Annotated in this window: 19 protein-coding genes; 8 read left to right on the forward strand and 11 right to left on the reverse strand. The window is 62.5% G+C overall.

Annotation, left to right across the window (positions count from 1 at the left end; all coding sequences use genetic code 11):
- The first annotated feature begins 93 nt into the window (after positions 1–93).
- Together J3D46_RS20810 and J3D46_RS20815 are read left to right on the forward strand one after the other, a co-directional pair.
- Positions 94–1,779 carry a formate--tetrahydrofolate ligase gene (locus J3D46_RS20810; RefSeq protein WP_253468670.1) on the forward strand — a complete coding sequence of 562 codons (1,686 nt, stop codon included), beginning with the start codon at positions 94–96 and terminating at the stop codon, positions 1,777–1,779.
- Positions 1,780–2,026: 247 nt separating this feature from the next.
- On the forward strand, positions 2,027–3,226 hold the full coding sequence (locus J3D46_RS20815) for an IS110 family transposase (protein ID WP_231339521.1): 1,200 nt from the start codon (positions 2,027–2,029) through the stop codon (positions 3,224–3,226).
- A gap of 169 nt (positions 3,227–3,395) precedes the next feature.
- On the opposite strand, the gene J3D46_RS20820 is transcribed toward J3D46_RS20815, so the two are convergent.
- The 8 genes from J3D46_RS20820 to glmS all read right to left on the reverse strand — a co-directional run bounded on the left by J3D46_RS20820 (position 3,396) and on the right by glmS (position 16,092).
- The gene (locus tag J3D46_RS20820; protein ID WP_231339520.1) at positions 3,396–4,481 is read right to left on the reverse strand and encodes an inositol-3-phosphate synthase; all 1,086 of its coding nucleotides are present in this window, start codon (positions 4,479–4,481) and stop codon (positions 3,396–3,398) included.
- Positions 4,482–4,652: 171 nt separating this feature from the next.
- Positions 4,653–5,690 carry an L-glyceraldehyde 3-phosphate reductase gene (gene mgrA, locus J3D46_RS20825; protein WP_231339519.1) on the reverse strand — a complete coding sequence of 346 codons (1,038 nt, stop codon included), beginning with the start codon at positions 5,688–5,690 and terminating at the stop codon, positions 4,653–4,655.
- Between the two features lie 82 nt (positions 5,691–5,772).
- Positions 5,773–7,545, reverse strand: a complete 1,773-nt coding sequence (treZ, locus tag J3D46_RS20830) for a malto-oligosyltrehalose trehalohydrolase (RefSeq protein WP_253469270.1) — start codon at positions 7,543–7,545, stop codon at positions 5,773–5,775.
- A gap of 58 nt (positions 7,546–7,603) precedes the next feature.
- Positions 7,604–9,916 carry a malto-oligosyltrehalose synthase gene (treY, locus tag J3D46_RS20835; RefSeq protein WP_253468672.1) on the reverse strand — a complete coding sequence of 771 codons (2,313 nt, stop codon included), beginning with the start codon at positions 9,914–9,916 and terminating at the stop codon, positions 7,604–7,606.
- The gene (glgX, locus tag J3D46_RS20840; protein ID WP_231339517.1) at positions 9,913–12,192 is read right to left on the reverse strand and encodes a glycogen debranching protein GlgX; all 2,280 of its coding nucleotides are present in this window, start codon (positions 12,190–12,192) and stop codon (positions 9,913–9,915) included. The genes treY and glgX overlap by 4 nt, the downstream gene beginning before the upstream one ends.
- Before the next feature lie 69 nt (positions 12,193–12,261).
- Positions 12,262–13,839 (reverse strand): NAD(P)H-hydrate epimerase, encoded by a 1,578-nt coding sequence (locus J3D46_RS20845; protein ID WP_253468674.1) that lies wholly within the window; start codon positions 13,837–13,839, stop codon positions 12,262–12,264.
- Positions 13,840–13,856: 17 nt separating this feature from the next.
- Positions 13,857–14,204: a holo-ACP synthase gene (locus tag J3D46_RS20850; protein WP_018760400.1), complete on the reverse strand. Its 348-nt coding sequence runs from the start codon at positions 14,202–14,204 to the stop codon at positions 13,857–13,859.
- Positions 14,205–14,208: 4 nt separating this feature from the next.
- Entirely contained in the window at positions 14,209–16,092 is a 1,884-nt protein-coding gene (gene glmS / locus J3D46_RS20855) for a glutamine--fructose-6-phosphate transaminase (isomerizing) (protein ID WP_231339515.1), read from the reverse strand.
- 139 nt (positions 16,093–16,231) lie between these two features.
- Between glmS and coaA the strand changes: the two genes are divergently transcribed.
- Complete coding sequence (gene coaA, locus J3D46_RS20860) at positions 16,232–17,203, forward strand: type I pantothenate kinase (protein ID WP_026539842.1); 972 nt, start codon at positions 16,232–16,234, stop codon at positions 17,201–17,203.
- A gap of 67 nt (positions 17,204–17,270) precedes the next feature.
- Complete coding sequence (locus J3D46_RS20865; RefSeq protein WP_231339560.1) at positions 17,271–18,086, forward strand: D-alanyl-D-alanine carboxypeptidase family protein; 816 nt, start codon at positions 17,271–17,273, stop codon at positions 18,084–18,086.
- A 67-nt stretch (positions 18,087–18,153) separates the two neighbouring features.
- Here J3D46_RS20865 and glmM read toward each other — a convergent pair whose 3' ends face one another.
- The 3 genes from glmM to rplM all read right to left on the reverse strand — a co-directional run bounded on the left by glmM (position 18,154) and on the right by rplM (position 20,676).
- Positions 18,154–19,518, reverse strand: a complete 1,365-nt coding sequence (glmM, locus tag J3D46_RS20870; RefSeq protein ID WP_231339514.1) for a phosphoglucosamine mutase — start codon at positions 19,516–19,518, stop codon at positions 18,154–18,156.
- Between the two features lie 169 nt (positions 19,519–19,687).
- Positions 19,688–20,194, reverse strand: coding sequence for a 30S ribosomal protein S9 (gene rpsI, locus J3D46_RS20875; protein WP_011775553.1), 507 nt, complete (start codon positions 20,192–20,194; stop codon positions 19,688–19,690).
- Between the two features lie 38 nt (positions 20,195–20,232).
- Entirely contained in the window at positions 20,233–20,676 is a 444-nt protein-coding gene (gene rplM / locus J3D46_RS20880) for a 50S ribosomal protein L13 (protein WP_011775554.1), read from the reverse strand.
- A gap of 287 nt (positions 20,677–20,963) precedes the next feature.
- Here rplM and J3D46_RS20885 point away from each other — a divergent pair, with 287 nt between their 5' ends.
- The 4 genes from J3D46_RS20885 (at position 20,964) to J3D46_RS20900 (ending at position 23,666) form a co-directional block, all read left to right on the forward strand.
- Complete coding sequence (locus J3D46_RS20885) at positions 20,964–21,608, forward strand: prepilin peptidase (protein ID WP_231339513.1); 645 nt, start codon at positions 20,964–20,966, stop codon at positions 21,606–21,608.
- A gap of 322 nt (positions 21,609–21,930) precedes the next feature.
- Entirely contained in the window at positions 21,931–22,125 is a 195-nt protein-coding gene (locus tag J3D46_RS20890; protein ID WP_231339512.1) for a Flp family type IVb pilin, read from the forward strand.
- A 111-nt stretch (positions 22,126–22,236) separates the two neighbouring features.
- Positions 22,237–22,638: a TadE/TadG family type IV pilus assembly protein gene (locus tag J3D46_RS20895; protein WP_231339511.1), complete on the forward strand. Its 402-nt coding sequence runs from the start codon at positions 22,237–22,239 to the stop codon at positions 22,636–22,638.
- Positions 22,626–23,666, forward strand: coding sequence for a TadE/TadG family type IV pilus assembly protein (locus J3D46_RS20900; protein WP_253468676.1), 1,041 nt, complete (start codon positions 22,626–22,628; stop codon positions 23,664–23,666). Before J3D46_RS20895 ends, J3D46_RS20900 begins: the two co-directional genes overlap by 13 nt.
- Positions 23,667–23,703 lie beyond the last annotated feature (37 nt).

Here is a 23,703-nt window from a genome sequence, read left to right on the forward strand (position 1 = left end):
GATCCCGCTCCTGGGCTGGTAGATTGTCGCGCACAGCGTATGAAAGCCTGCAGCACCATCCACGCTGCAGGGACACTCAGCCGAAGGACAACGATGTCTGAAAAGGTCATGACTGATCTTGAAATTGCCCACAACGCCACCATGCTGCCCATCGAGGACATCGCCGAACGCTCGGGCATCAACGTGGATGCCCTGGAGCTGTACGGGCCATACAAGGCCAAAATCAATCCGGCCAAACTGGTCCTCCCGGCCGGGAAACCCAACGGCAAGGTGGTGCTTGTATCGGCCATGTCGCCCACTCCTGCCGGCGAAGGCAAATCCACCACCACAGTGGGACTTGCGGACTCCCTGGCCCGTGCAGGACACAAGGTGATGATCGCTCTGCGCGAGCCCTCCCTGGGTCCCATCCTGGGAATGAAGGGCGGCGCCACAGGTGGCGGCTACTCCCAGGTGTTGCCCATGGACGACATCAACCTGCATTTCACCGGCGACTTCCACGCCATCACATCTGCGAACAACGCGCTCATGGCGCTGGTGGACAACCACATCTTCCAAGGAAACGAACTTGGAATCGATCCTCGCCGCATGACCTTCAAACGCGTGCTGGACATGAACGACCGCTCACTGCGCGAAGTCGTCATCGGGCTCGGCGGGCCAATGCAGGGAGTGCCACGGCAGGACGGCTTCGACATCACGGTCGCTTCCGAGATCATGGCAGTCTTCTGTCTCGCCACGGACCTCGACGACCTTCGGGCACGTCTTGGACGGATCACTTTCGGGTACACCTATGACCGTGTGCCGGTCACTGTGGCTGACCTTGGTGTGGAGGGTGCCCTGACCATGCTCTTGAAGGACGCCATCAAACCCAACCTCGTCCAGACCATCGCCGGAACGCCGGCATTGGTGCATGGTGGACCGTTCGCCAATATTGCCCATGGCTGCAATTCCTTGATCGCCACCACCACCGCAATGCAACTGGCCGACATCGTGGTCACCGAGGCCGGGTTCGGAGCCGACCTCGGTGCCGAAAAGTATATGGACATCAAGGCGCGCATCGCCGAGGTGGCGCCATCCGCCGTCGTGGTCGTAGCAACCATCCGTGCCCTCAAGATGCAGGGCGGGGTTCCCAAGGACCAACTCAGCCAACCCAACGTCGAGGCCGTGGCCGCGGGGGTGGAGAACCTGGAGAGGCACGTCGGGAACGTCGCCAAGTTCGGCATCACCCCTGTTGTCGCCATCAATAAGTTCGGCACCGACACCCCCGAGGAACTTCAGTGGCTCCTGGCTTGGTGCGCCGCGGAAGGCGTGGAGGCCGCCGTCGCTGACGTTTGGGGCCACGGAGGTGGAGGCGACGGCGGTGACGAGTTGGCCTCCAAGGTCGCAGCGGCCCTGGACTCACCGTCCACCTTCCATCACCTCTACCCCCTGGAACTCAGCGTCGAGGACAAGATCCGAACGATTGTGCAGGAGATCTACGGTGCCGAGGGCGTCGAATTCTCGGTTCCGGCCTTGAAACGCCTCGCCGAGATCGACAAGAACGGGTGGTCCGGCCTCCCCGTCTGCATGGCCAAGACACAGTATTCGTTTACGGACGATGCCTCCAGGCTCGGCGCACCCAAGGGATTCAGGGTCCATGTCCGCGAACTGATCCCCAAGACCGGGGCAGGGTTCATTGTCGCGTTGACCGGGGCCGTCATGACCATGCCAGGCCTGCCAAAGGAACCGGCGGCGATGCGCATGGACGTGGACGCTGAAGGACAGCCCACCGGACTCTTCTGACGCTCGTTACCTTTTTCGTAGCCTGTTTCCTGGTGCAGGATATGGGTGTGCTGGCCTGCTGATCCCGGCATGATTGTGACGCTCTGTCAGTCGATGATCTTGAGAGTGTTGTCACCGGGGTTGGTAGGTGCCGGGAGACCGCTGATAGGGGCAGGACAGTTCGGGAACGTCGTGCGTAACGTGGGTGCCGGGTCCTGACACCGATGGTGGGCCAGTGGAGGTAGTTGACTACGACTGGAGGTGCCAGATGATCACGAACCACGACGGTGTCGAGGTGTTTATTGGGCTGGATGTTGGCAAGGGCGTCCATCATGCCGTTGCCGTGGATCGGGCCGGCAGGAAATTACTGGACCGGGCGCTGCCCAACGATGAAGCCAAAATCCGGGAAATCATCGCCGAACTTGTGGACGCCGGACGTGTGTTGCTGGTCGTTGACCAGCCAGCGACTATCGGCGCGTTGCCGGTAGCCGTTGCCCAGGCCGCCGGGGTGCTGGTCGGCTACCTGCCGGGGCTGGCGATGCGCCGGATCGCGGATCTTCACCCCGGAGAGGCGAAGACCGATGCCCGGGACGCGTTCATCATCGCCGAGGCCGCCAGGACCATGCCGCATGCCCTGCGCTCGGTTCAGTTGGTCGATGAGCAGCTCGCTGAGCTGAGCATGCTTTGCGGGTTCGACGAGGATCTGGCCAAGCAGGCCACGGCGACTTCGAACCGGATCCGCGGGCTGCTCACCCAGATCCACCCAGCTCTGGAAAGGGTGCTGGGACCCTACATGGACCACCCGGCGGTGCATGACCTGCTGCGGACCTGGCCTACCCCTGAAGCGCTCCGTCACGCGGGCCGGCGCCGGATCGGGACCCGGCTGAGCAAACTCGCGCCGCGGATGGGTGAACGTCTTGCCGATGACATCATCGAGGCCTTGGGCCGGCAAACAGTCACTGTCGTAGGAACGAACGCCGCGACCATCGTGCTGCCCCAGCTCGCGGCCATGCTCGCCGGGCTCCACGAAAGCCGCGCCACGGTCCTCACCCAGGTCGAAGCTCTCGTGGAGGCCCACCCTCTTCACCCGGTCCTGATGTCTCTGCCGGCCGTGGGCATCAGGACCGCCGCACGAATCCTCACCGAAGTCGCCGGGAAAGAGTTCCCCACCGCCGGGCACCTGGCCTCTTACGCCGGGCTGGCCCCCGTCACCTGGCGATCCGGGTCCTCCATCCGCGGCGACCATTCCTCAAGAAAAGGCAACAAAGTCCTCAAACGAACCCTGTTCCTCTCCGCATTCGCTGCGCTCCACGACCCACCGTCCCGGGCATACTACGAACGCAAACGAGCCGAAGGAAAACGCCACAACCAAGCACTCATCGCCCTCGCACGACGACGCTGCGACACCCTCTACGCCATGCTCCGCGACGGCACCCTCTACCAACCCCCAACACCCAAAACCGCTTGACGAAAAACATAGGGACACTCTCACCTTTCAAGCCATTCCACCCGTTCCTCTCTCACTCTCTTGAAGAAAGTGAGCGAGGATGCGCCGACAGGCGACAGGACGTGAGAGAGCGTCGGGAAACGACAAACGCCCCCGTATCGGATACGGGGGCGTTTGATGTAACAGGGGTTTAGCGCTCGATGTCACCGCGGATGAAGGCCTCAACCTTGTCGCGGGCGAGGTCGTCGTTGAACTGCTCCGGCGGCGACTTCATGAAGTAGCTGGAAGCAGAGAGCAACGGGCCGCCGATACCGCGGTCCAGGCCGATCTTGGCGGCGCGGATGGCGTCGATGATGACGCCGGCGGAGTTCGGGGAGTCCCACACCTCGAGCTTGTACTCAAGTGACACCGGGGCGTCACCGAAGTTGCGGCCTTCAAGGCGGACGAAGGCCCACTTACGGTCATCGAGCCAGGCAACGTAGTCCGACGGGCCGATGTGGACGTCGTCGGCGTGCAGTTCAGCCTCGACGTTGGAGGTGACGGCCTGGGTCTTGGAGATCTTCTTGGACTCAAGCCGGTCGCGCTCAAGCATGTTCTTGAAGTCCATGTTGCCGCCAACATTAAGCTGGTACGTGCGGTCAAGCGTGACACCGCGGTCTTCGAACAGCTTGGCCATGACACGGTGCGTGATGGTGGCACCGATCTGGCTCTTGATGTCGTCGCCCACGATCGGGACACCGGCTTCGGTGAACTTGTCAGCCCACTCCTTGGTACCGGCAATGAAGACAGGCAGGGCGTTGACGAAAGCCACGCCGGCATCAATGGCGCACTGCGCGTAGAACTTGGCAGCCTTGTCCGAACCGACAGGCAGGTAGCAGACCATGACATCGGCCTTGGCTTCGCGGAGCGCTGCGACGATGTCGACAGCTTCTTCGGGTGCCTCAACGATGGTCTCGCGGTAGTACTTGCCAAGGCCATCGAGCGTGTGGCCACGCTGGACTTTAACGCCCGTTGCGGGAACGTCGGCGATCTTGATGGTGTTGTTTTCGCTGGCGCCGATGGCATCTGCCAGGTCCAGGCCAACCTTCTTGCCGTCAACGTCGAAGGCAGCAACGAACTGTACGTCGTTGACGTGGTACTGGCCGAACTCCACGTGCATCAGACCCGGGATCGTGGCCTTGGGGTCAGCGTCGCGATAGTACTGAACACCTTGGACCAGCGATGCGGCGCAGTTACCTACACCGACAATGGCAACACGAATCGGATGTGAAGACACGGAACTCCTTTTGAGAAAATAACCTCATGCGCCAGGCGCAGCCCTGACTGAGTCCAGGGCACGACTGATTGGCACGGCGCCATTCGGCGCACTCTTGCATTGTAACCAACACAGCAGGGGCCTGCTTTGTTCCCGGCAGGCCCCTGCTGTTTTATCTCGTAACTCCGGAGGCTACTTCTGCGCCCACCGGTTGATGTCAGATTCCACTGCGAACTCGTCAATGGCAGTGAGCTCATCGGTTGTAAACGCCAGGTTGTTGATCGCGCTGAGGGTGTCCTCCAGCTGGGCCACGCTGGACGCACCGACCAGTGCGGACGTCACCGGCGAGCCCTTCGGTTGGTCGCGCAGGATCCAGGCAATGGCCATCTGGGCCAGGGTCTGGCCCCGGCCCTCCGCGATCGCGTTCAGTCCCCGCACACGGTCCAGCTTGTCCTCGGTCAGCTGGGATTCAGACAGGAACCGCTCCTTGGCAGCACGGGAGTCCGCCGGCACCCCGTTGAGGTAGCGGTTGGTGAGCATGCCTTGGGCGAGCGGGGAGAAGGCGATCGAACCGGCGCCCACCTGGTCCAGTGCCTCGTACAGGTTGGGCGAGCCGTCCTCGGTCCACCGGTTCAGCATCGAGTAACTGGGTTGGTGGATGAGCAGTGGGGTGCCGAGTTCTTTCAGGATCCGGGCAGCTTCCAGTGTCTGTTCCGGCGTGTAGGAGGAGATGCCGGCATACAGGGCCTTGCCGGAGCGGACGGCGTAGTCCAGCGCGCCCATGGTCTCTTCAAGCGGCGTCTCCGGGTCCGGGCGGTGGCTGTAGAAAATGTCCACATAGTCCAGGCCCATGCGCTCCAAGGACTGGTCGAGGCTGGAGATCAGGTTCTTCCGGGATCCCCACTCGCCGTACGGGCCGGGCCACATGTAGTAGCCGGCTTTTGTGGAGATCACCAGTTCGTCACGGTACGGCTTGAAGTCGTCCGTCAGGTGGCGGCCGAAGTTCGTTTCGGCTGATCCGTCCGGCGGGCCGTAGTTGTTGGCGAGATCGAAGTGGGTAACGCCCAGGTCAAACGCCCGGCGCAGGATGGCACGCTGTTCATCGAACCGCTTGTCATCGCCAAAGTTGTGCCAGAGGCCCAGCGAGATGGCCGGCAGCTTGAGTCCGCTGCGTCCGACGCGGCGGTAGGGCATGGTTTCGTAGCGGTTTTCCGCAGCCGAATAAGTCATACGTACCATCCTGCCACTGCACAAACCGGGGCGACGGCGCTGTCCGCCATGTGGGCGCCGTCACCCTCGGCGTGGGTCGGGTTTAGTGGAGACGAACGACGGCGGCGCTGGCCCCGGGAAGCGTCAGAGTTCCTTCGTCCAGGGCTGCTTCACGGTCAGTGGCCAGCAGGATGGAGCCGCTCAGGGGTGTTCCGAGTGCTTCGTCGCCAAAGTTGCACACCACACGGACGGTGCCGCGGGACATCTGCAGCCATTGTTCGTCGTCGTCATACTCCACCACCGTGCTGCCGAAGCCGCCCTCCACCAACTCCGGGGTGTTCCGGCGCAGCTGTGCTAAATCCTTGTACAGCTGAAGCAGGCGCGCATGGTCCCCTTCGCTGGCTTCTTCCCACGTGAGTTTGGACCGCAGGAAGGTTTGCGGGTCCTGGGGATCAGGAACAACCGCGGGATCCCATCCCATGCGTTCGAATTCCTTGATCCTTCCCTCGGCCGTAGCTTTGCCGAGCTCGGGCTCCGGGTGGGAGGTGAAGAACTGCCACGGCGTGGACGCACCGAACTCCTCACCCATGAACAGCATGGGCGTGAAGGGGGATGTCATGGTCAGCACGGCGCCAACTGCCAACTTCCCGTAGCCCAGCGAGGCGGTGAGTCGATCTCCGATGGCGCGGTTGCCGATTTGGTCGTGGTTCTGAAGGCAGACCACCAGCGCCGACGGGTGGGCCAGATCCCGCCGAATGGGCCTGCCGTGGTGCCGGCCGCGGAAGCTGGAGTAGCTTCCGTCGTGGAGGAATCCGTGTTCCAGAACCTTCGCCAGGACGGCCAACGAATCGAAGTCCGCGTAGTAGCCGGTGGTTTCGCCGCTGAGGTTGACGTGCACGGCGTGGTGGAAGTCGTCACTCCACTGGCCTTCGAGTCCGTAGCCGTTGTCCTTGCGGGGATAGATAAGCCGCGGATTGTTCAGATCCGACTCCGCGATCAGGGTCTTGGGAATTCCTGTCTCGGCCTCGATCTGATCGCCCAAGGCTCCAAAGTCTTCCAGGATGTGCACTGCCCGTTCGTCGCGCAGGGCATGGACGGCATCGAGGCGGAGTCCGTCCACGTGGTAGTCCCGGAGCCACATCGCCGCGTTTTCCAGGATGTAGCGCCGAACGTCGTCCGAGCCCGGGCCATCCAGGTTTACGGAGTCCCCCCAGGTATTCCCTTCCCCCGATTTCAGGTACGGCCCGAACTTGGGAAGATAGTTTCCACTTGGCCCAAGGTGGTTGTAAACGACATCCTGGATGACACCCAAGCCGGCAGCATGGGCAGCATCGACAAACCGCTGGTAGGCCGCCGGTCCACCGTAGGGCTCGTGGACTGCATACCAAAGGACGCCGTCGTAGCCCCAGTTGTGCACACCGTTGAAACCGTTGACCGGCAGCAACTCGATGAAATCCACGCCAAGGTCCACCAGGTAGTCCAGTTTCTCCGCGGCAGCATCCAAGGTCCCCTCCGGGGTGAACGTACCGAGGTGGAGCTCGTAGATGACCGAACCCTGGAGGGTCCGCCCTTGCCAACCGGAGTCCTGCCATTCATGGGCGGAGGGATCAAAGGTGACGGACAACCCGTGCACACCCTCAGGCTGCCTCCGCGAACGCGGATCCGGGAACGGTCCCTCGCCGTCCACGACGTACCCGTAGGGCACATTGTCACCTGACTGGGCCACCGCATCAGCCGGCGCCCGCCACCACCCAGTGGCGGCGCCGTCGTGATGATGTTCCATGGCGTACTCATGCCCGCCGGCAAGCAGCCGGACCGAATCAGCATTCGGCGCCCAGACGTCGTAACGGTTCTTTCCAGCGGCGTGCTCCAGCATCATGCTCCCCTGTACATATTCAAGCGTGCGTTGCGGTGACGGTGAGGGTGGTTCGGAATCAGTCGGTGGGCACCAAAAGGGCCACCGGGTACTGCCCCAGGAGAGTGGCCACCGGGACGGCACCGGCACTGTACGTAGCTCCGGTGAATTCGTCCCGGACGTTCGTTGCCAGTTCGATGGCCGTACCGCGCCAGCCGCCATCGGCAGCCAGGCGTTTGGGCAGGCGAGTGCCAACGGCCACAGCACCCGGGGCATCCGATCCCCGGTCGAAGGCAACCACGTGGGCCGCCGCTTCGCCATGAACATCCACGGCGCGGTAGCCCCCAAACAATTCGGGGCGGTCACGGCGTAGCCTCAAGGCCCGGGAGACAACAAGGAGCTTGGCGGCTTCCTCGGTGTAAGCGGGCTTCGCCCCCTTGTCCACATCTGCCAATGCTGCGATGCGGGCCTGGAAATCCACGGGGCGCCGGTTGTCAGGATCGGTCAGCGAACCATCCCTGAATTCAGTGCCTTGGTAAACATCCGGGACACCGGGCATGGTCAGCTGGATGAGCTTGGCGGACAGCGAGTTGGAGGTGCCGTACGGTTCGAGCTCAGCCACGAAGTTCGCGATGGCTGCCGCAACTTCCGGCGCATCAAACGCGGCGTCGACGGCGGCAGCCAGGTGGCGTTCGAACTCCTGGTTGGGGTCGGTCCAGTTGGTGGAATTGCCGGCCTCACGGGCCGCTTTCAACGCGTACGACTGGAGCCGGCTACGATCAGCCGGCCACGCGCCAACGATCGACTGCCACACGAGTGCAGCCAAGGGTCCATCCGGGATAGGGGCCAGCTCCTGGACCGTCCCGAGGAACAATTCCCATTCCGGGACAGCCTCGGAAATGACGGAGATCCGTGCCCGGGCGTCCTCGCTGCGCTTGGTATCGTGCGTGCTCAAGGTAGTCATGGACAGCGGCAGTTCAGCTTGGCGACGCGCCATGCGTTCGTGGAAGTCCTGGGTGGACAAAGCAAACTCGGTGGGGTCTGCACCCACCTCGGTGAGTGTCCCCAGCCGTGTGTAGCGGAAGAACGCCGTGTCCTCCACGCCCTTGGCCATCACCATGCCGGACGTCTGCTGGAAACGCCGGGCGAGCTCGCCCTCAGTGTCCAAGAGATACGGCGTCAGGTCTTCCAGCACCGCCTTCAGGTCTTCGCGGCTCTCCGCCGCACGGTTGATGGACTCCAGAAGGATCTCCTGCCCATACGGGAGATACGTTCGGTAGATGGGGAAGCAGCAGATGACTTCCGCGATGGCGTCAGCTGCCATCTCCGGAGACAATTGGGCGGCCTCCGGCACAAGACGCGCGAGCCGAAGGATTTCCGAGCGCAGGATGCCGTCCGCAATACGGCGCTTGGTCCCATGGATCATGGCTTCGTAGTCCGCCGGAGCCTCTGCATCCCGCAATCTGGCATCCAAGGAGTCGAGGTATTCCTCCGCAGCCGGGTCCACAAACAGGCGGTCCACGTCAGCGAGTGCGTCGTAGCCGGTGGTGCCTTCACAGTCGAAGGTATCCGGCAGCGCCTCCCCCGGTTCCAGGATCTTCTCGACAAGAAGGTAGGCCCCACCCGTTGCCTCGCGGAGCCTGGTGAGGTAACCCTCAGGATCCGCCAGGCCGTCCGGGTGGTCGATCCTGAGGCCGTCCACCAGCCCCTCACGGAACCAGCGGACGATCTCTTCATGGGACTCGTCAAAGACCCAGGGGATCTCCACGCGTACGCCGGCCAAGGTGTTCACTGCGAAGAACCGGCGGTAGTTCAGTTCCGCATCGGCCCGGCGCCAACCCACCAACTCGTAGTGCTGCCGCGCATGGACATCCCGTGGGCTCTCCCCGTCGCTGTAAGTGCCCTCGGCCAGCGGGAGCCGGTGATCATAATAGTGCAGCTCACCGTCCACGATTGTGAGCTGGTCAAGGTCGTCGTCGCTGCCCAGGATGGGGATGCGGATTTTCCCGCCCCCGAAGTCCCAGTCGACGTCAAAGGCCTCGGCGTACTTGGACGCGCGCCCCTCCTTCAACAAGTCCCACCACCAGGCGTTCTGCCCGGGAGAGGCAACGCCCATGTGGTTGGGCACTATGTCGGCAAGAATGCCCAGACCCTGCTCACGGGCGGCCTGGGACAGGGCAGCGAGCCCCTCCGGACCGCCGCGTGCGGGATCCACGGTGGAGGGATCGGTGACGTCGTAGCCATGGTCCGAGCCCTCCTCCGCCGTAAGGATCGGCGAGACATAGACCCAGTCAGCTCCAAGGGACCGAAGGTAGCCAGTGACCTCGGCAGCGTCCTGGAGCGTGAAGCTTGGCCGGATCTGGAGCCGGTACGTCGAGACGGGAGTCCTCATGAGTCCGCTTTCTTCGTTGTTCCGGACTCCTCGTCGGCAGGGGCGTCTCCCTTGTAGTCGAAGGGCAGCGACGTCACAGCAGGAGCCGTGATGGACGCCGTTTCCGGAGTGCTCGTCTGGGTCAGCGCCGCCAGCGACGCTGCCACAGAGTGGTCGGGCTCCACTTCGGGTGTGCTGTGCGCACGCAGCACTACCAGGGACTTGGCGCCGACCATGAGGATCTGGTCCGGCTTGACGACACCTGCCTCGGCTCCTTCTCCTGCGGTGTCGATCATGACATCCCATGCGGGTGCGTACTCGTCCGAAGGAATCCGGAAGCCTACCTCGTCCTGATCCGCGTTGAAGTAGAGGAGGAAGTTCACGTCGGTAATGCGCCGGCCCTGGTTATCCCGGCCGTGGATACCGTCGCCGTTGAGGAACACGCCCACCGAACGGCCCAACGCCTCATCCCAGTCGGAAGGACTCATGGTGCTCGCGTCAGCGTCCAACCAAACGATGTCCGGGAGGCGTTCCCCTTCACCACGCAACACCGGACGTCCGTCAAAGAACCGGCTGCGGCGCAAGCTGGGGTGCTTGGCACGCAGGGCGCACACGGCAGCGGTGAACTCGATGAGCGGCTGGTCCACGTTCTCCCAGTTGATCCACGTCAGTTCAGAGTCCTGGCAGTAGCCGTTGTTGTTGCCGCGCTGTGTCCTGCCGAGCTCGTCGCCGTGGAGCAGCATGGGGACGCCTTGCGAGAGGAAAAGCGTGGCGATGAAGTTGCGCTGTTGGCGCGCCCTCAGGCCCAGGACTGTGGGGTCCTCGGTGGGTCCTTCGGTGCCGCAGTTCCAAGAGCGGTTGTGGGATTCGCCGTCGTTGTTGTCTTCGCCGTTGGCCTCATTATGTTTCTCGTTGTAGGAAACGAGGTCAGCCAGGGTGAAGCCATCATGGGCAGTGACGAAGTTGATCGATGCCACCGGTCGGCGGCCCGAGTGCTCATAAAGATCTGCGGAGCCGGTCAACCGTGACGCGAATTCACCCAAGGTGGACGGTTCCCCGCGCCAGAAGTCGCGGACAGTATCGCGGTACTGGCCGTTCCATTCAGTCCACTGCGGCGGGAAGTTCCCCACCTGGTAGCCGCCGGGACCAACGTCCCACGGCTCGGCTATGAGCTTCACCTGGGAAACCACCGGATCCTGCTGGATGAGTTCGAAGAAGGTGGAGAGTTTGTCGACGTCGTAGAACTCGCGGGCCAGCGTGGAAGCGAGGTCAAAGCGGAAACCATCCACGTGCATCTCGGTCACCCAGTAGCGCAGGGAGTCCATGAGCAGTTGAAGGGAGTGCGGGCTCCGGACATTCAGCGAGTTTCCCGTGCCGGTGTAGTCCATGTAGTACTTCTGGTCGTCTTCCACCAGGCGGTAGTACGCAGAGTTGTCGATGCCCTTGAAGGACAACGTGGGTCCCAGGTGGTTGCCCTCTGCCGTGTGGTTGTACACCACGTCCAGGATGACTTCGATGCCCGCGGTGTGCAGCGCGCGCACCATGGCCTTGAAGTCCTGGACCTGCTGGCCGGTATCGCCCTTGGAGCTGTAACTGTTGTGGGGCGCAAAGAAACCAATGGTGTTGTAACCCCAGTAGTTATTCAGGCCCTTGTCCTGCAGGATGCCGTCGTTGACGAATTGGTGGACCGGCATCAGCTCAATGGCAGTAATGCCAAGCTTCTGCAGGTGGGAAATCACCGCAGGATGCGCGACTCCGGCATATGTGCCGCGCTGCTCCTCGGGAACCTCAGGATGCATCTGGGTCAGTCCCTTGACGTGGGCCTCGTAGATAACCGATTTGTGGTACGGAATCCGCAGGAGCTTGTCGCCGTCCCAGTCGAAGAACGGGTTGATGACTACGCCCAGCATCATGTGCGGCGCTGAATCCTCATCATTCCGGGATTCAGGATCGCCCATGTTGTACGAGAACAGGGACGGGTCCCAGTCAATCTGCCGGTGGATGGCCTTGGCGTAAGGATCCAGCAGCAGCTTGTTGGGGTTGAAGCGCTGACCCGCATCGGGGTCGTAGGGGCCATGGACCCTGTAGCCGTACTTCTGCCCCGGCTGGGCTTGCGGGAGGTAGCAATGCCACACGTAACCATCCACCTCGGTGACGTCAACGCGGACTTCCCCGCCGTCGTCGTCGAAGAGGCACAGTTCCACTTTCTCGGCCTTCTCGCTAAACAGCGCAAAGTTGGTGCCGGTGCCGTCAAAGGTGGCACCCAGCGGATAAGCCGATCCAGGCCAGACTTCCATGCGTTCTCCTCTTGATGATGCGAACAACTGCTGCAAGCCTACTCATGACCCATGACACGGACAGTAACCTTACGGTCTTGTACGGTCGCATTCCGCGTTGAGCGAACCAATGACGCGCGGTACCGCGGCCATGATCGCCGACGCTGTAATGGGGCCGCCATCCAATTCTGCGGATGCCGCCGATCCTGCCCGGCCGTGGACGCTCGCGGCAACCGCAGCCAAGGCAGCCCAGCGGTCGGCAACGTCCAAGCCCAAGCGGGCGTACGCGCCGTCGTCGTCCGTAATCGATTCTGCACACTGCGCCAGCAAGGCGCCCACCACGCCGCCCAGAACGTCACCGCTGCCTGCAGTCGCCATCCACGCGGTGCCCTCGCACTGGCTGAAAACAACGCCCGACGGCGAGGCCACCAGGGTGGTTGCGCCCTTCAGGAGCACGGTTGCGCCGGTCTGTTCAGCGGCCTGCCGTACGAAGTGCAACGGCCGGGATTCGACGTCGTCCCGCGTCACGGCTACCTCGCCCGTGGAAGGAAGGGATGCCAGCAAGGTGGCGAGTTCGCCTGCATGTGGGGTCAGGATCCAGTGGGGCGGGCAGCGTTCCGGCAGAAGGCTCAGTGCGCCGGCATCTACCACCACAGGCAAATCAGCCGCGAAAGCCGCCGCAGCGGTGTCCTTGGCGCGTTCCAATTGTTCCTCGCCATCAACACCGGAACCCAGCAACCACGCTTGGACGCGGCCAGCCTCAGCGGATTCCCACAACGCTTCCGGGGTTTGGGCCAGCACTAGCTGCGCGACGGTTTGGGGGCCGAGGTACCGCACCATCCCCGCGCCAGCAAGGGCCGCTGCATGGACTCCCAGGACAGCGGCACCGGCGAAACGCACAGAACCTGCCACAACGCCAAGGACACCGCGGGAATACTTGTGGGCACGCCGGCCAGGCATGGGCAGCAGCGCGCCCAACTCCGAGGAAGTGAGGCGGCGCAACTCAGCGTCTTCGGGTGGCAGCGACTCCTCAATACCGATTCGTACGAGTTCGATACGTCCGCAACATCCTTCGCCCGGATCCGTCATCAGCCCGGCCTTGATGCCACCGAAAGTCACCGTGACGTCGGCGTCCAGCACCGGCCAGTGCACTTCTCCGGTGTTGGCATCGAGCCCGCTGGGGACATCGCACGCCACTACCAACCGCGGACGCAGTTCCTGCAGGGACGCAACCAGTTCCGCAGAGGCGCCGCGTAAGCCCCCACGGCCCCCTGTGCCCAGCAACGCATCAATGATCACGTCGTCGCCGGCGCATAGGACGGCGAGCTCTTCAGCGTTCCCGGGTTCCAAGCGCAGTGCCCGACCACCGGACGAAACAAAAGCAGCCAGCGCCTCAGGATGGACCTCGGCAGCGGCGAGTACCGCCGTCGCGCGCATTCCCCGGCCCGCAAGAAAGGCCGCGGCAAAGAGGCCATCCCCACCGTTATTGCCTTTGCCCACAAGGACCGTGACGCCGGCACCGGTGAGCCTGCGCCGGCGCTTGACCTCGCGAACCACGGCTTGGGCAAGGCCATAAGCAGCCCGTTGCATAAGAACAGCGCCCTCACCGGAGTCCAGGAGCGGTTGTTCCGCATCCCTGATCTGTTGTCCGGTGAAGGCGCTGATCATTGCTGTTGAGGGTCCGTTCAGCCCTCGGCGAGGACAGTCGCCGTAGCGATGCCGCCGTCGTGGCTTATGGACAGGTGCCAGCGCTTGACGCCCTTGGCCTCGGCCACGGCAAGCACGGTTCCTTTGACCTGGACCGTAGGGCCATTCTGGTCGAGGCCGATCCAGCAGTCCTGCCAGTTCATGCCCGCTGGAGCGCCCAAAACCTTGGCCACGGCTTCCTTGGCTGCGAATCGGGCGGCCAAGGACCGGGTGTTGAGCTCCCGTTCGGCAGGAACAAACAGGCGGTCCCGGAGTCCGGGCGTCCGTTCCAACTGCCGGCCGAACCGCTCGATGTCTACGACGTCTACGCCAATGCCAACAATCATGGCGTTATTCTACGGTCACGCTCTTGGCGAGGTTACGCGGCTGATCCACGTCGTAGCCCTTGGCGCCAGCCAGTTCAGCGGCAAAGATCTGCAGCGGAACAGTGGTGAGCAGCGGCATCAGCAGGGTAGGCGTCTCCGGAACGTAGAACACGTGCTCTGCGTAATCCTTGACGGACTCGTCGCCTTCTTCAGCGATGACCAGGGTCCTTGCACCACGTGCACGCACTTCCTGGATGTTGCTGACCACCTTGGAGTGCAGGGAGTCGCGGCCACGCGGGGACGGCACCACGACGAAGACCGGCTGGCCGTCGTCGATCAAGGCGATCGGACCGTGCTTGAGCTCACCGGCGGCGAAGCCTTCAGCGTGGATGTACGCGATTTCCTTGAGCTTCAAGGCGCCTTCGAGGGCAACCGGGTAGCCAACGTGGCGGCCCAGGAACAGCACGGACTTCTCGTCCTTCATGCTGCGGGCGAGCTCACGCAGGGGTCCTGCGTTGTCCAGGATGTGCTGGATCTTGGCCGGGATCTTGTTGAGGTCCGCGAGGACGTCCTTGATCTGGCCGGAGAAGATGTTGCCGCGCAGCTGCGCCAGGTACAGGCCCAGGAGGTAGGCAGCGGTGATCTGCGCCAGGAACGCCTTGGTTGAAGCAACTGCGATTTCCGGTCCGGCGTGCGTGTAGAGCACGGCGTCGGATTCACGCGGGATGGTCGAACCATTGGTGTTGCAGATGGAGATCGTCTTGGCGCCCTGTTCGCGGGCGTAACGGACGGCCATCAGCGTATCCATGGTCTCGCCGGACTGGCTGATGGAAACCACCAGCGTGTTGGAGTCGACGATCGGATCGCGGTAGCGGAACTCGTGCGCGAGTTCCACCTCCGTGGGGATACGGCACCAGTTCTCGATGGCGTACTTGGCAACCAGGCCGGCGTAGGCCGCGGTACCGCAAGCCAGCACGATGATCTTGTCTACCTGCTTGAGGAGCTCCGGGTCGATACGGAGCTCGTCCAGGGTCAGCTTGCCGTCAAGATCCGAGCGGCCCAGGAGGGTCTGCGCAACGGCGTCCGGCTGGTCGTGGATTTCCTTCTCCATGAAGGAGTTGAAGCCACCCTTTTCGGCAGATGCCGGGTCCCAGTCGACGTGGTATTCCTTGCCTTCGGCAGGAGCGCCGAAGAAGTCGGTGATTTCCACGGAGTCCGCGGTGATGGTGACGATCTGGTCCTGGCCCAGTTCCACGGCACGACGGGTGTAGTCAATGAAGCCGGAGACGTCGGAGCCGAGGAAGTTTTCGCCATCGCCCAGGCCCACTACCAGCGGAGAGTTACGGCGGGCAGCAACGACGACGTCGGGCTGGTCTGCGTGCACTGCAAGAAGGGTGAAAGCACCTTCGAGTCGCTGGCAAGCCAGGCGCATTGCCTCGGTGAGGTTGCCGCCGTCGCCATTGAGCTCGGTGCGGAAGATGTCGCCAACCAGGGCGGCTGCAACTTCGGTGTCGGTTTCGGACTCGAAGGTAACGCCCTTGGCGAGCAGCTCCTGCTTGAGTTCGGCGAAGTTTTCGATGATGCCGTTGTGAATAAGTGCAAGGCGGCCGCCGTCAGAGAGGTGCGGGTGCGCGTTGCGGTCGGTGGGGCCGCCGTGGGTGGCCCAACGGGTATGGCCGATGCCGGTCAGGGATTCAGGGACTGGATTTGCTTCCAGTTCACTGATCAGGTTGCTCAGCTTGCCGGACTTTTTACGGGACGAGATTGCCCCGTCAGCCACCACTGCGACGCCTGCGGAGTCATAGCCGCGGTACTCAAGACGGCGCAGCCCTTCCACGACGACGTCAAGGGCGCTGTGACCAGCTGCCTTGCGAGACGAATTGCCAACATAGCCTACGATTCCACACATGGGTACAAGCCTAACGGCTAGCGCAAACAACTGACGTGGGACATCCCAGCTCCTCCTCTTGCCAGTATGATGTCCAACCCTCACAATTCACCCTCCCGTCGTCGCGCATTTCCTGATCCGCCGCGTGGAGGGCAGAATCATGAGCGTGACTTTGCAACGCACCGAAGCTAATGGCGACGGCGCTTCCCCGTTTGTAGAGCTGGACCGCCAAACGTGGTCCAGGCTTGCAGCGCAGATGGAGCAGCCCCTCAACGAAGAGGACATCTTCCGTCTCCGCGGCCTCGGCGATCCCCTGGACATGAAGGAAGTCCGGGAGGTCTACCTTCCGCTTTCACGGCTCCTGCACCTGTATGTCCAGGCATCGCACCAGCTCCACGCGGCAACAACCACCTTCCTGGGCGAACAAACCCAACGCACGCCGTTCGTCATCGGCGTCGCAGGCTCCGTCGCTGTCGGCAAATCCACCATCGCCCGCGTGCTCCGGGAAATGCTCCGACGCTGGCCCGGGACCCCCAACGTGGAACTCATCACCACGGATGGCTTCCTCTACCCTTTGGCCGAGCTCAAACGCCGGCACCTGCTCGAACGCAAGGGATTTCCCGAGTCATATGACCGCCGCGGGCTCCTTCGCTTCGTCTCGGAAGTCAAAGGTGGCGCCGAAGAAGTTCGGGCACCTTGGTATTCCCACGTAACGTACGACATTGTTCCGGGCAAGGAAGTGGTGGTTCGGCGTCCCGATGTCCTGATCGTGGAGGGCCTGAACGTCCTCGCCCCCGCCCGCCCCCGCATGGACGGCAAGCAAGGACTGGCTGTCAGCGACTTCTTCGACTTCTCCATTTATGTGGACGCCAAGACCTCCTACATCGAGGAGTGGTACGTGGACCGCTTCCGGAAGCTGCGGACCACCGCCTTCGCGCAGCCGGAGTCCTACTTCCACCGTTATGCCACGCTGTCCGATGACGACGCCGAATCGACCGCCCGCGGCATTTGGAAGCGCATCAACGAACCCAACCTCGAGGAAAACGTGCTGCCTACCCGCGGCCGGGCGCAACTGGTCCTCACCAAGGACGCCGACCACTCCATCCGCCGCATGCTGCTGAGGAAGGTCTAGCGTGGCCGATCCGACGCCGCTGCCCAGCCGACGTACCTTCGCGGCCATGCTGACGGCCGGCGCGGGAATGGCCGCCCTGGCTGCGTGCACGCCCGAGAACGCTGTCCCCTCCCCCGTCGCCGCCAATGCCGCAAGCGGGGCTGCTTCAACCCCTGCCGTGCCCTCTGGGATCGCTTCCAGCGCCTCTACTACGGCTCCGGCGACGGTACCCCCGGACGCTGTTACGCCATCACCCAGTGCCGCGCCTTCCAGTTCTGCCCCCTCCAGCGCCGTTGCACCGCAGCATTCGCTGACGGACCCCACCAGCCCCTGGGTCATTGTCAACAAACACCGCCCACTCAACCCCCAGGACTTCGTCCCGGCAGATTTGGTCCAGCCAAACATCCGCCTCGCGGTCAGCGGCGAAGCTGCGTTGCTGAACAGCACGACGGCGGCTGCCGCAGAAAAGCTCTTCGCGGCCGCTGCGGCGGGGGGCGTCATCATGACGTTGGCTTCGGGCTACCGCTCCTACTCCACCCAAGTGGCCACGTATGGCGGGTACGTGGCCAGCACGGGTCAAGCGGCAGCAGACCGCGCCTCAGCCCGCCCGGGGCATTCCGAACACCAGACGGGCTGGTCCTTCGACATCGGAGACGGCGGAGGGGCATGCAGCTTCCAGCCATGCTTTGCCGAACAGCCCGCAGCAGTGTGGGCGAAAGCCAACGCGCACAAGTTTGGCTTCGTGGTCCGCTATCCGTGGATGTTCCATGACACCACGGGCTATTTCTATGAGTCCTGGCACCTGCGTTACATCGGTGTGGAGGCTGCCACCGATATGTCGGCGCGCGGCATCGCGACGCTGGAAGAGTACTTCGGGCTCGAAGCGGCACCCGACTACCTTTAGCCCTTAAACGGCTTCGGCCCGCTCCCCGCCTGTAGAGGGGAGCGGGCCGAAGCCATTCTCAGACTTCTTAGACAGCCATCTCGCTGGAAGCGCCCAAACGCTCTTTGACCACTGCAGCAAGACCACTGCAGATTCGCTCAGCCGTCTCCATGTCAGCGGCTTCCACCATGACGCGGACCAATGCCTCGGTACCGGAGGGGCGGAGGAGCACGCGGCCGGTCTCGCCCAATTCGAGTTCCGCTGCAGCCACAGCAGCGGCAACGCCTTCATCAGTACCGGCACGGGCCTTGTCCACGCCCTTGACGTTGATCATCAGCTGCGGGAGTTTAGTCATCGCCGTCGCAAGATCCTTGAGGCTGCGGCCGGTCAGGGCTACCTGGGCTGCGAGCTGCAAACCGGTCAGGACGCCATCGCCTGTGGTTGCGTAGTCGGAGAAGATCACGTGGCCCGACTGTTCGCCACCGAGGTTGTAGCCGCCGTCGCGCATTTCTTCGAGCACGTAGCGGTCGCCCACCCCGGTTTCGCGGATGGTGATACCGGCACCCTTAAGGGCGATCTTGAGCCCGAGGTTGCTCATGACGGTCGCAACAAGGACGCTGTCCTTGAGCTTTCCGGCGTCGTTGAGAGCCAATGCCAGGATGGCCATGATCTGGTCGCCATCCACTTCGTTGCCCTCGTGGTCCACGGCAAGGCAGCGGTCGGCGTCGCCGTCGTGGGCCACGCCAAGGTCTGCGCTGTGCTGAAGCACAGCTTCCTTCAACGGGCCCAAGTGGGTGGAGCCCACGCCCTCGTTGATGTTCAGGCCGTCCGGTTCGGCGCCGATAACGACGACGTCCGCGCCGGCATCCTTGAATACCTGGGGTGAACAACCGCTCGCCGCGCCGTGGGCGCAGTCGAGGACTACCTTCAGGCCATCCAGGCGCTTGGGAAGCGTGCCCAGCAGGTGCACGATGTAGCGGTCTTCAGCGTCGGAGAACCGCTGGATGCGTCCAACGTCCGCTCCAATCGGGCGCTGCGGCTCTTTGCCCAGCTGCGCCTCGATGGCGTCCTCGACGTGGTCCGGGAGCTTCTGGCCGCCCCGGGCGAAGAACTTGATGCCGTTGTCCGGAGCGGGGTTGTGCGAGGCCGACAACATAACGCCGAAATCGGCGTCGAGATCTGCCACCAGGTAGGCGGCCGCAGGTGTGGGAAGAACACCGGCGTCATAGACGTCGATGCCGGAGCTGGAAAGCCCCGCTTCCACGGCGGCGGCAAGGAACTCACCACTCGCCCTGGGGTCCCTGGCGACGACGGCGCGCGGCCGCTTGCCGTTGGTTGTGCGGTCATGGCCGAGTACGACGGCGGCGGCCTGGGCGAGCTGCATAGCCAGCTCTGCGGTGAGCAATCCATTCGCGAGACCGCGCACGCCATCTGTTCCAAATAATCTAGACATCGGCTCAAGTTTAGACGACGACAGGACACCAGCAGTTCAGGGGGCGTGTCGGAGCGTCACATGCGAGCCATTCCCGGCGCTGTTGACCCTCGGCGTTAACGACGAAAGCCCGCCCCGCCGAAACGGCGGAACGGGCTTTCGATACCCCAGCGATTTGGGGTGAAGCGAATTAACGCTTGGAGTACTGCTGAGCCTTGCGAGCCTTCTTGAGACCGGCCTTCTTACGCTCGATGACGCGGGCGTCACGGCTGAGGTAGCCGGCCTTCTTGAGGGTGGCGCGGTTGTTGTCGACGTCGATCTCGTTCAGCGAGCGAGCAACGCCGAGGCGCAGCGCACCGGCCTGGCCGGAGATGCCACCGCCGTGGATACGGGCGATGACGTCGTAGGCGCCTTCAAGATCAAGGATCTTGAAGGGCTCGTTGACGTCCTGCTGGTGCAGCTTGTTCGGGAAGTAGTTGTCCAGCGTGCGGCCGTTGATGGTCCACTTGCCGGAACCCGGAACAACGCGAACGCGTGCAACGGCTTCCTTGCGGCGGCCAACTGCTGCGCCTGCAACGGTCAGCGCCGGGCGCTCCTTCTTCGGCGCGTCTTCAGCAGACGTGCTTTCCGAGGTGTAGCTGGTGAGGGTTTCCTCGGCCTCGACGGCTTCGGCGGTCAGTTCTTCGTTCTGAGCCACGGTTCTCCTTGTAATGAAAAGTTGGTTGGTGGCCAGGACTACTGGGCGACCTGGGTGATTTCGAAAGTCTTCGGCTGCTGTGCAGCGTGGGGGTGCTCCGGGCCTGCGTAGACCTTGAGCTTGCCCAGCTGCTGAGCGGCGAGGGAGTTCTTGGGGAGCATGCCCTTGATGGCCTTCTCAACAGCGCGAACCGGGTTGGATTCCAACAGCTCGGCGTAGTTGACGGAGGTCAGGCCGCCCGGGTAACCGGAGTGGCGGTATGCCCGCTTCTGCTCCAGCTTGGCGCCGGTGAGGGCAACCTTTTCAGCGTTGATGATGATGACGAAGTCGCCCATGTCCATGTGGGACGCAAAGGTCGGCTTGTGCTTTCCGCGCAGCAGTGTTGCGGTCTGGCTGGCAAGACGACCAAGGACAACGTCGGTGGCGTCAATGACGTGCCACTGGCGGTTGATATCGCCGGGCTTCGGGGTGTACGTACGCACGGTTTTGCCTCGTTCTTGTTCTGGCGTTCATGTTTTAGGCGACACGCAATAAGGCGTGTACCTACTATGTATGCGCTACCGGAGCAGAGGTGAGGGCTCTATGTACCAGTCATCCCAAGATCTCGAAATGCCTCAGGAGTTAGCGATCCTGCAACTGGATCCCCCGCAAGGCATGTGTCATCGAGATAGGACACGCACAACGACTCTAAACAATACCGCCAACGGGGCGTCCGGGTCAAAATGGGGTATCCGCCCCCGGGGGTCGCGCACTGATTGAGGGAGAGTACATGTCCGACGGGCCCGCCTTTCCGCTCATCGTCGCCCTGGCCGGCCTCCTGCTGAGCCCGGCCGCAGAGTGGCTCATCTCGTGGCGGCTGCCGCTATTTGGCGGGCTTCCCTCCCCCAAGGTCCGCATCACGACGGCGGCAGTCACCGCGCTGCTGTTTGGCTTGCTCGCGTGGCGGTTCGGCATCTCTTTGGAACTGCCGGCATTTCTTTTACTGGCACTAATTGGCGTACAGCTTTCGCGGATCGATTTCACGCTGCATCTACTGCCTAATGCCCTTATTGCCGTACTGCTTGGCGGCGGCTTGCTGCTCCTGGCGCTGCCCGCCGTCCTCGCCCCCGGGTGGCCCGAGCTCTTCCGGGCCCTCGCCGCAGGGGCAATCCTCTTCCTTGGCTACCTGATTCTCGGACTTTTTTCGCCTGGCAGCATCGGAATGGGCGACGTGAAGCTCGCAGCACCCGTTGGCATGTACTTGGGGTACTTGGGTTGGCAGCAAGTACTCTTCGGGGGACTACTGGGATTTGTGGTGGGCGGGGTGCTCACGGTAGTGATGTTGCGCCTGCGACGCGCGGAAAAGCCTGCGGAAACGGCCCATGGCCCGGCAATGGTCATCGCCGCCCTTGGCGTCGTCCTGGTCATGAGCTAGTCCGGCTTAGTACGCACTTACCTCCCCCGGCACACGTTCCCCAATTAATAAGGCAGCTTTCGAAACCAAGTAGTTTCGACCCCCTTTTCATCGGAAACCGAGTACTTCCTGCCCTCCGCTCGCGCCGGCGAGTAGCACCCCCCTCCCCAAGTCGAGTACGGCTACGCATTGTCGCAGCCGCTTTCCAGGGTGAATTCTTATCTCATCGAATTCCGGACCGCTAAAGGCACCATGGGGGTAGTTCGGGAGTCGAAGCAAATTCCGATAATTTGCTGGACCTATAACCCAATTCGCAAATGCTTTTTCTGGGAAGGAAATTCCAATGTCTGCTTTTATTTTCACCATTACCTCGTACATTGCCGGCGTCAAGGACCGCTTCACCAAGGACGAGAAGGGAGCGACGATGGTTGAATACGGCATCATGGTCGCCTTCATCGCCCTCCTGGTGCTTGCGGCCGTTACCCTTCTTGGGCCGCAGATCGCAAACCTCTTCACTCGTGTGGACGCCGCCATCTAGGCATCATCACCCCAAACGCAGTTTGGCTCTGGTGGCGTCGTTCCACCGGAGCCAAACTGCTTTCCGAATAGTTTCATTTTCAGCCCTATCTGGGAAAGTCGGGGAATCGACATGGATCGGAAAGAACGAGGCGCGGTTGCAATCGAAATGGCGATCCTTTTGCCACTGCTGCTTCTCGTCCTCATTGGAATCATCGAGTTTGGTCGAGTGCTCAACGTCCAAGTATCACTGACGCAAGCGGCTCGGGAGGGCGCACGCTACGCCGCAGTTCACTATCAAGATGGTGGTTTGGACGTGGCCGGCACAGCGTTGTCCGCAGCGCCTTCATTGGAGGGCCTGGGTGTAAGTGTTAGCGACAACGCTTCCAGTTGCGCTCCTGGCTCCAATGTCGAAGTCACCACCAGCGTTTCGCTGCCGTCCATGTCAGGCTTCCTGGATGCCGGCTTCTTCGGAGCACCGGGCATCTTCCCACTCAGCATGACCGGGGTTGGGGTGATGAGATGCGGCGGCTGAGGCAACTCTGGGTCAGGCGCGAAGTCAATCGCGTCGAGTCCCACGAACGAGGGGCGGCAACCATAGTCGTCGCAGGGCTGATGGTCGTGCTTTTGGGCTTTGCGGCCCTTGCCATCGATGTCGGAGCCCTGTATGCCGAGAAGGCCCAGCTGCAGAACGGCGCCGACGCCGCAGCCCTGGCGATCGCCACCGATTGCGCCAATGGTAACTGCGGAGACAGCACCGCAACGGCAAACAGCTTCGCCAATAGCAACGCGAATGATGGTTCCAGCGGCTCTGCAGTGTCTTTTCCAGCTTCCACTACCGTCCGTGTTGTTACGAATGCACGCGATGGGGATTCAGGGGCGAACAGCTTTTCCCTATACTTCGCGAGGGTTCTGGGTATGGACACCGCGACCGTGGAAGCGGCCGCAGAAGCACAATGGGGTGCCCCGGCGGCGGCGACAACCTTGCCTTGGACGGTGAGTGAGTGCGTTTTCAGAAAGTACCTTTCACCTACGCAGCTGGCATCGCTCAACTCCACCGGCAACTTCTCAGGCGACCCGACTCCGACACACATCCTGCTGCGCTACGACGAGAATGCTCCCACCGTTCCGGGTTGCGCTACACAAAACGGCTACCAGCCTGGTGGTTTTGGATGGCTCGTCACCAATACAGGTTGCTCCACGAACATATCGCTCGATGCGACTGTCAACGGGCAACCCGGCAACCATTTCCCCAACGCAGCGGCTTGTGACGCTGTTCTTTCCACCATCATGGATGAGCCCGCTCTCATTCCACTTTTCAAGACCGCTGCCGGCAACGGAAGCAATGCAAAGTACACACTGATTGGCTTCGCAGCCTTTCAGGTCACCGGCTATAAGTTCAGCGGGTCAGGAGCGGTCCTTGACCCTCTTGCCCCTAGCTGCAATGGAAACTGCCGGGGACTTCAGGGGTACTTCTCCCGCTTCGTATCACTCGAAGAGGGATCGCAGATAAGCGGCACAGTTCCCAACTACGGAGCGTCCGTGGTCACACTGACCGATTAACTGCGCACAGCATCACACAAAGAATCACCAAAAACTC

The sequence above is a fragment of the Paenarthrobacter sp. A20 genome (genome assembly GCF_024168825.1).
Classification (GTDB): domain Bacteria; phylum Actinomycetota; class Actinomycetes; order Actinomycetales; family Micrococcaceae; genus Arthrobacter.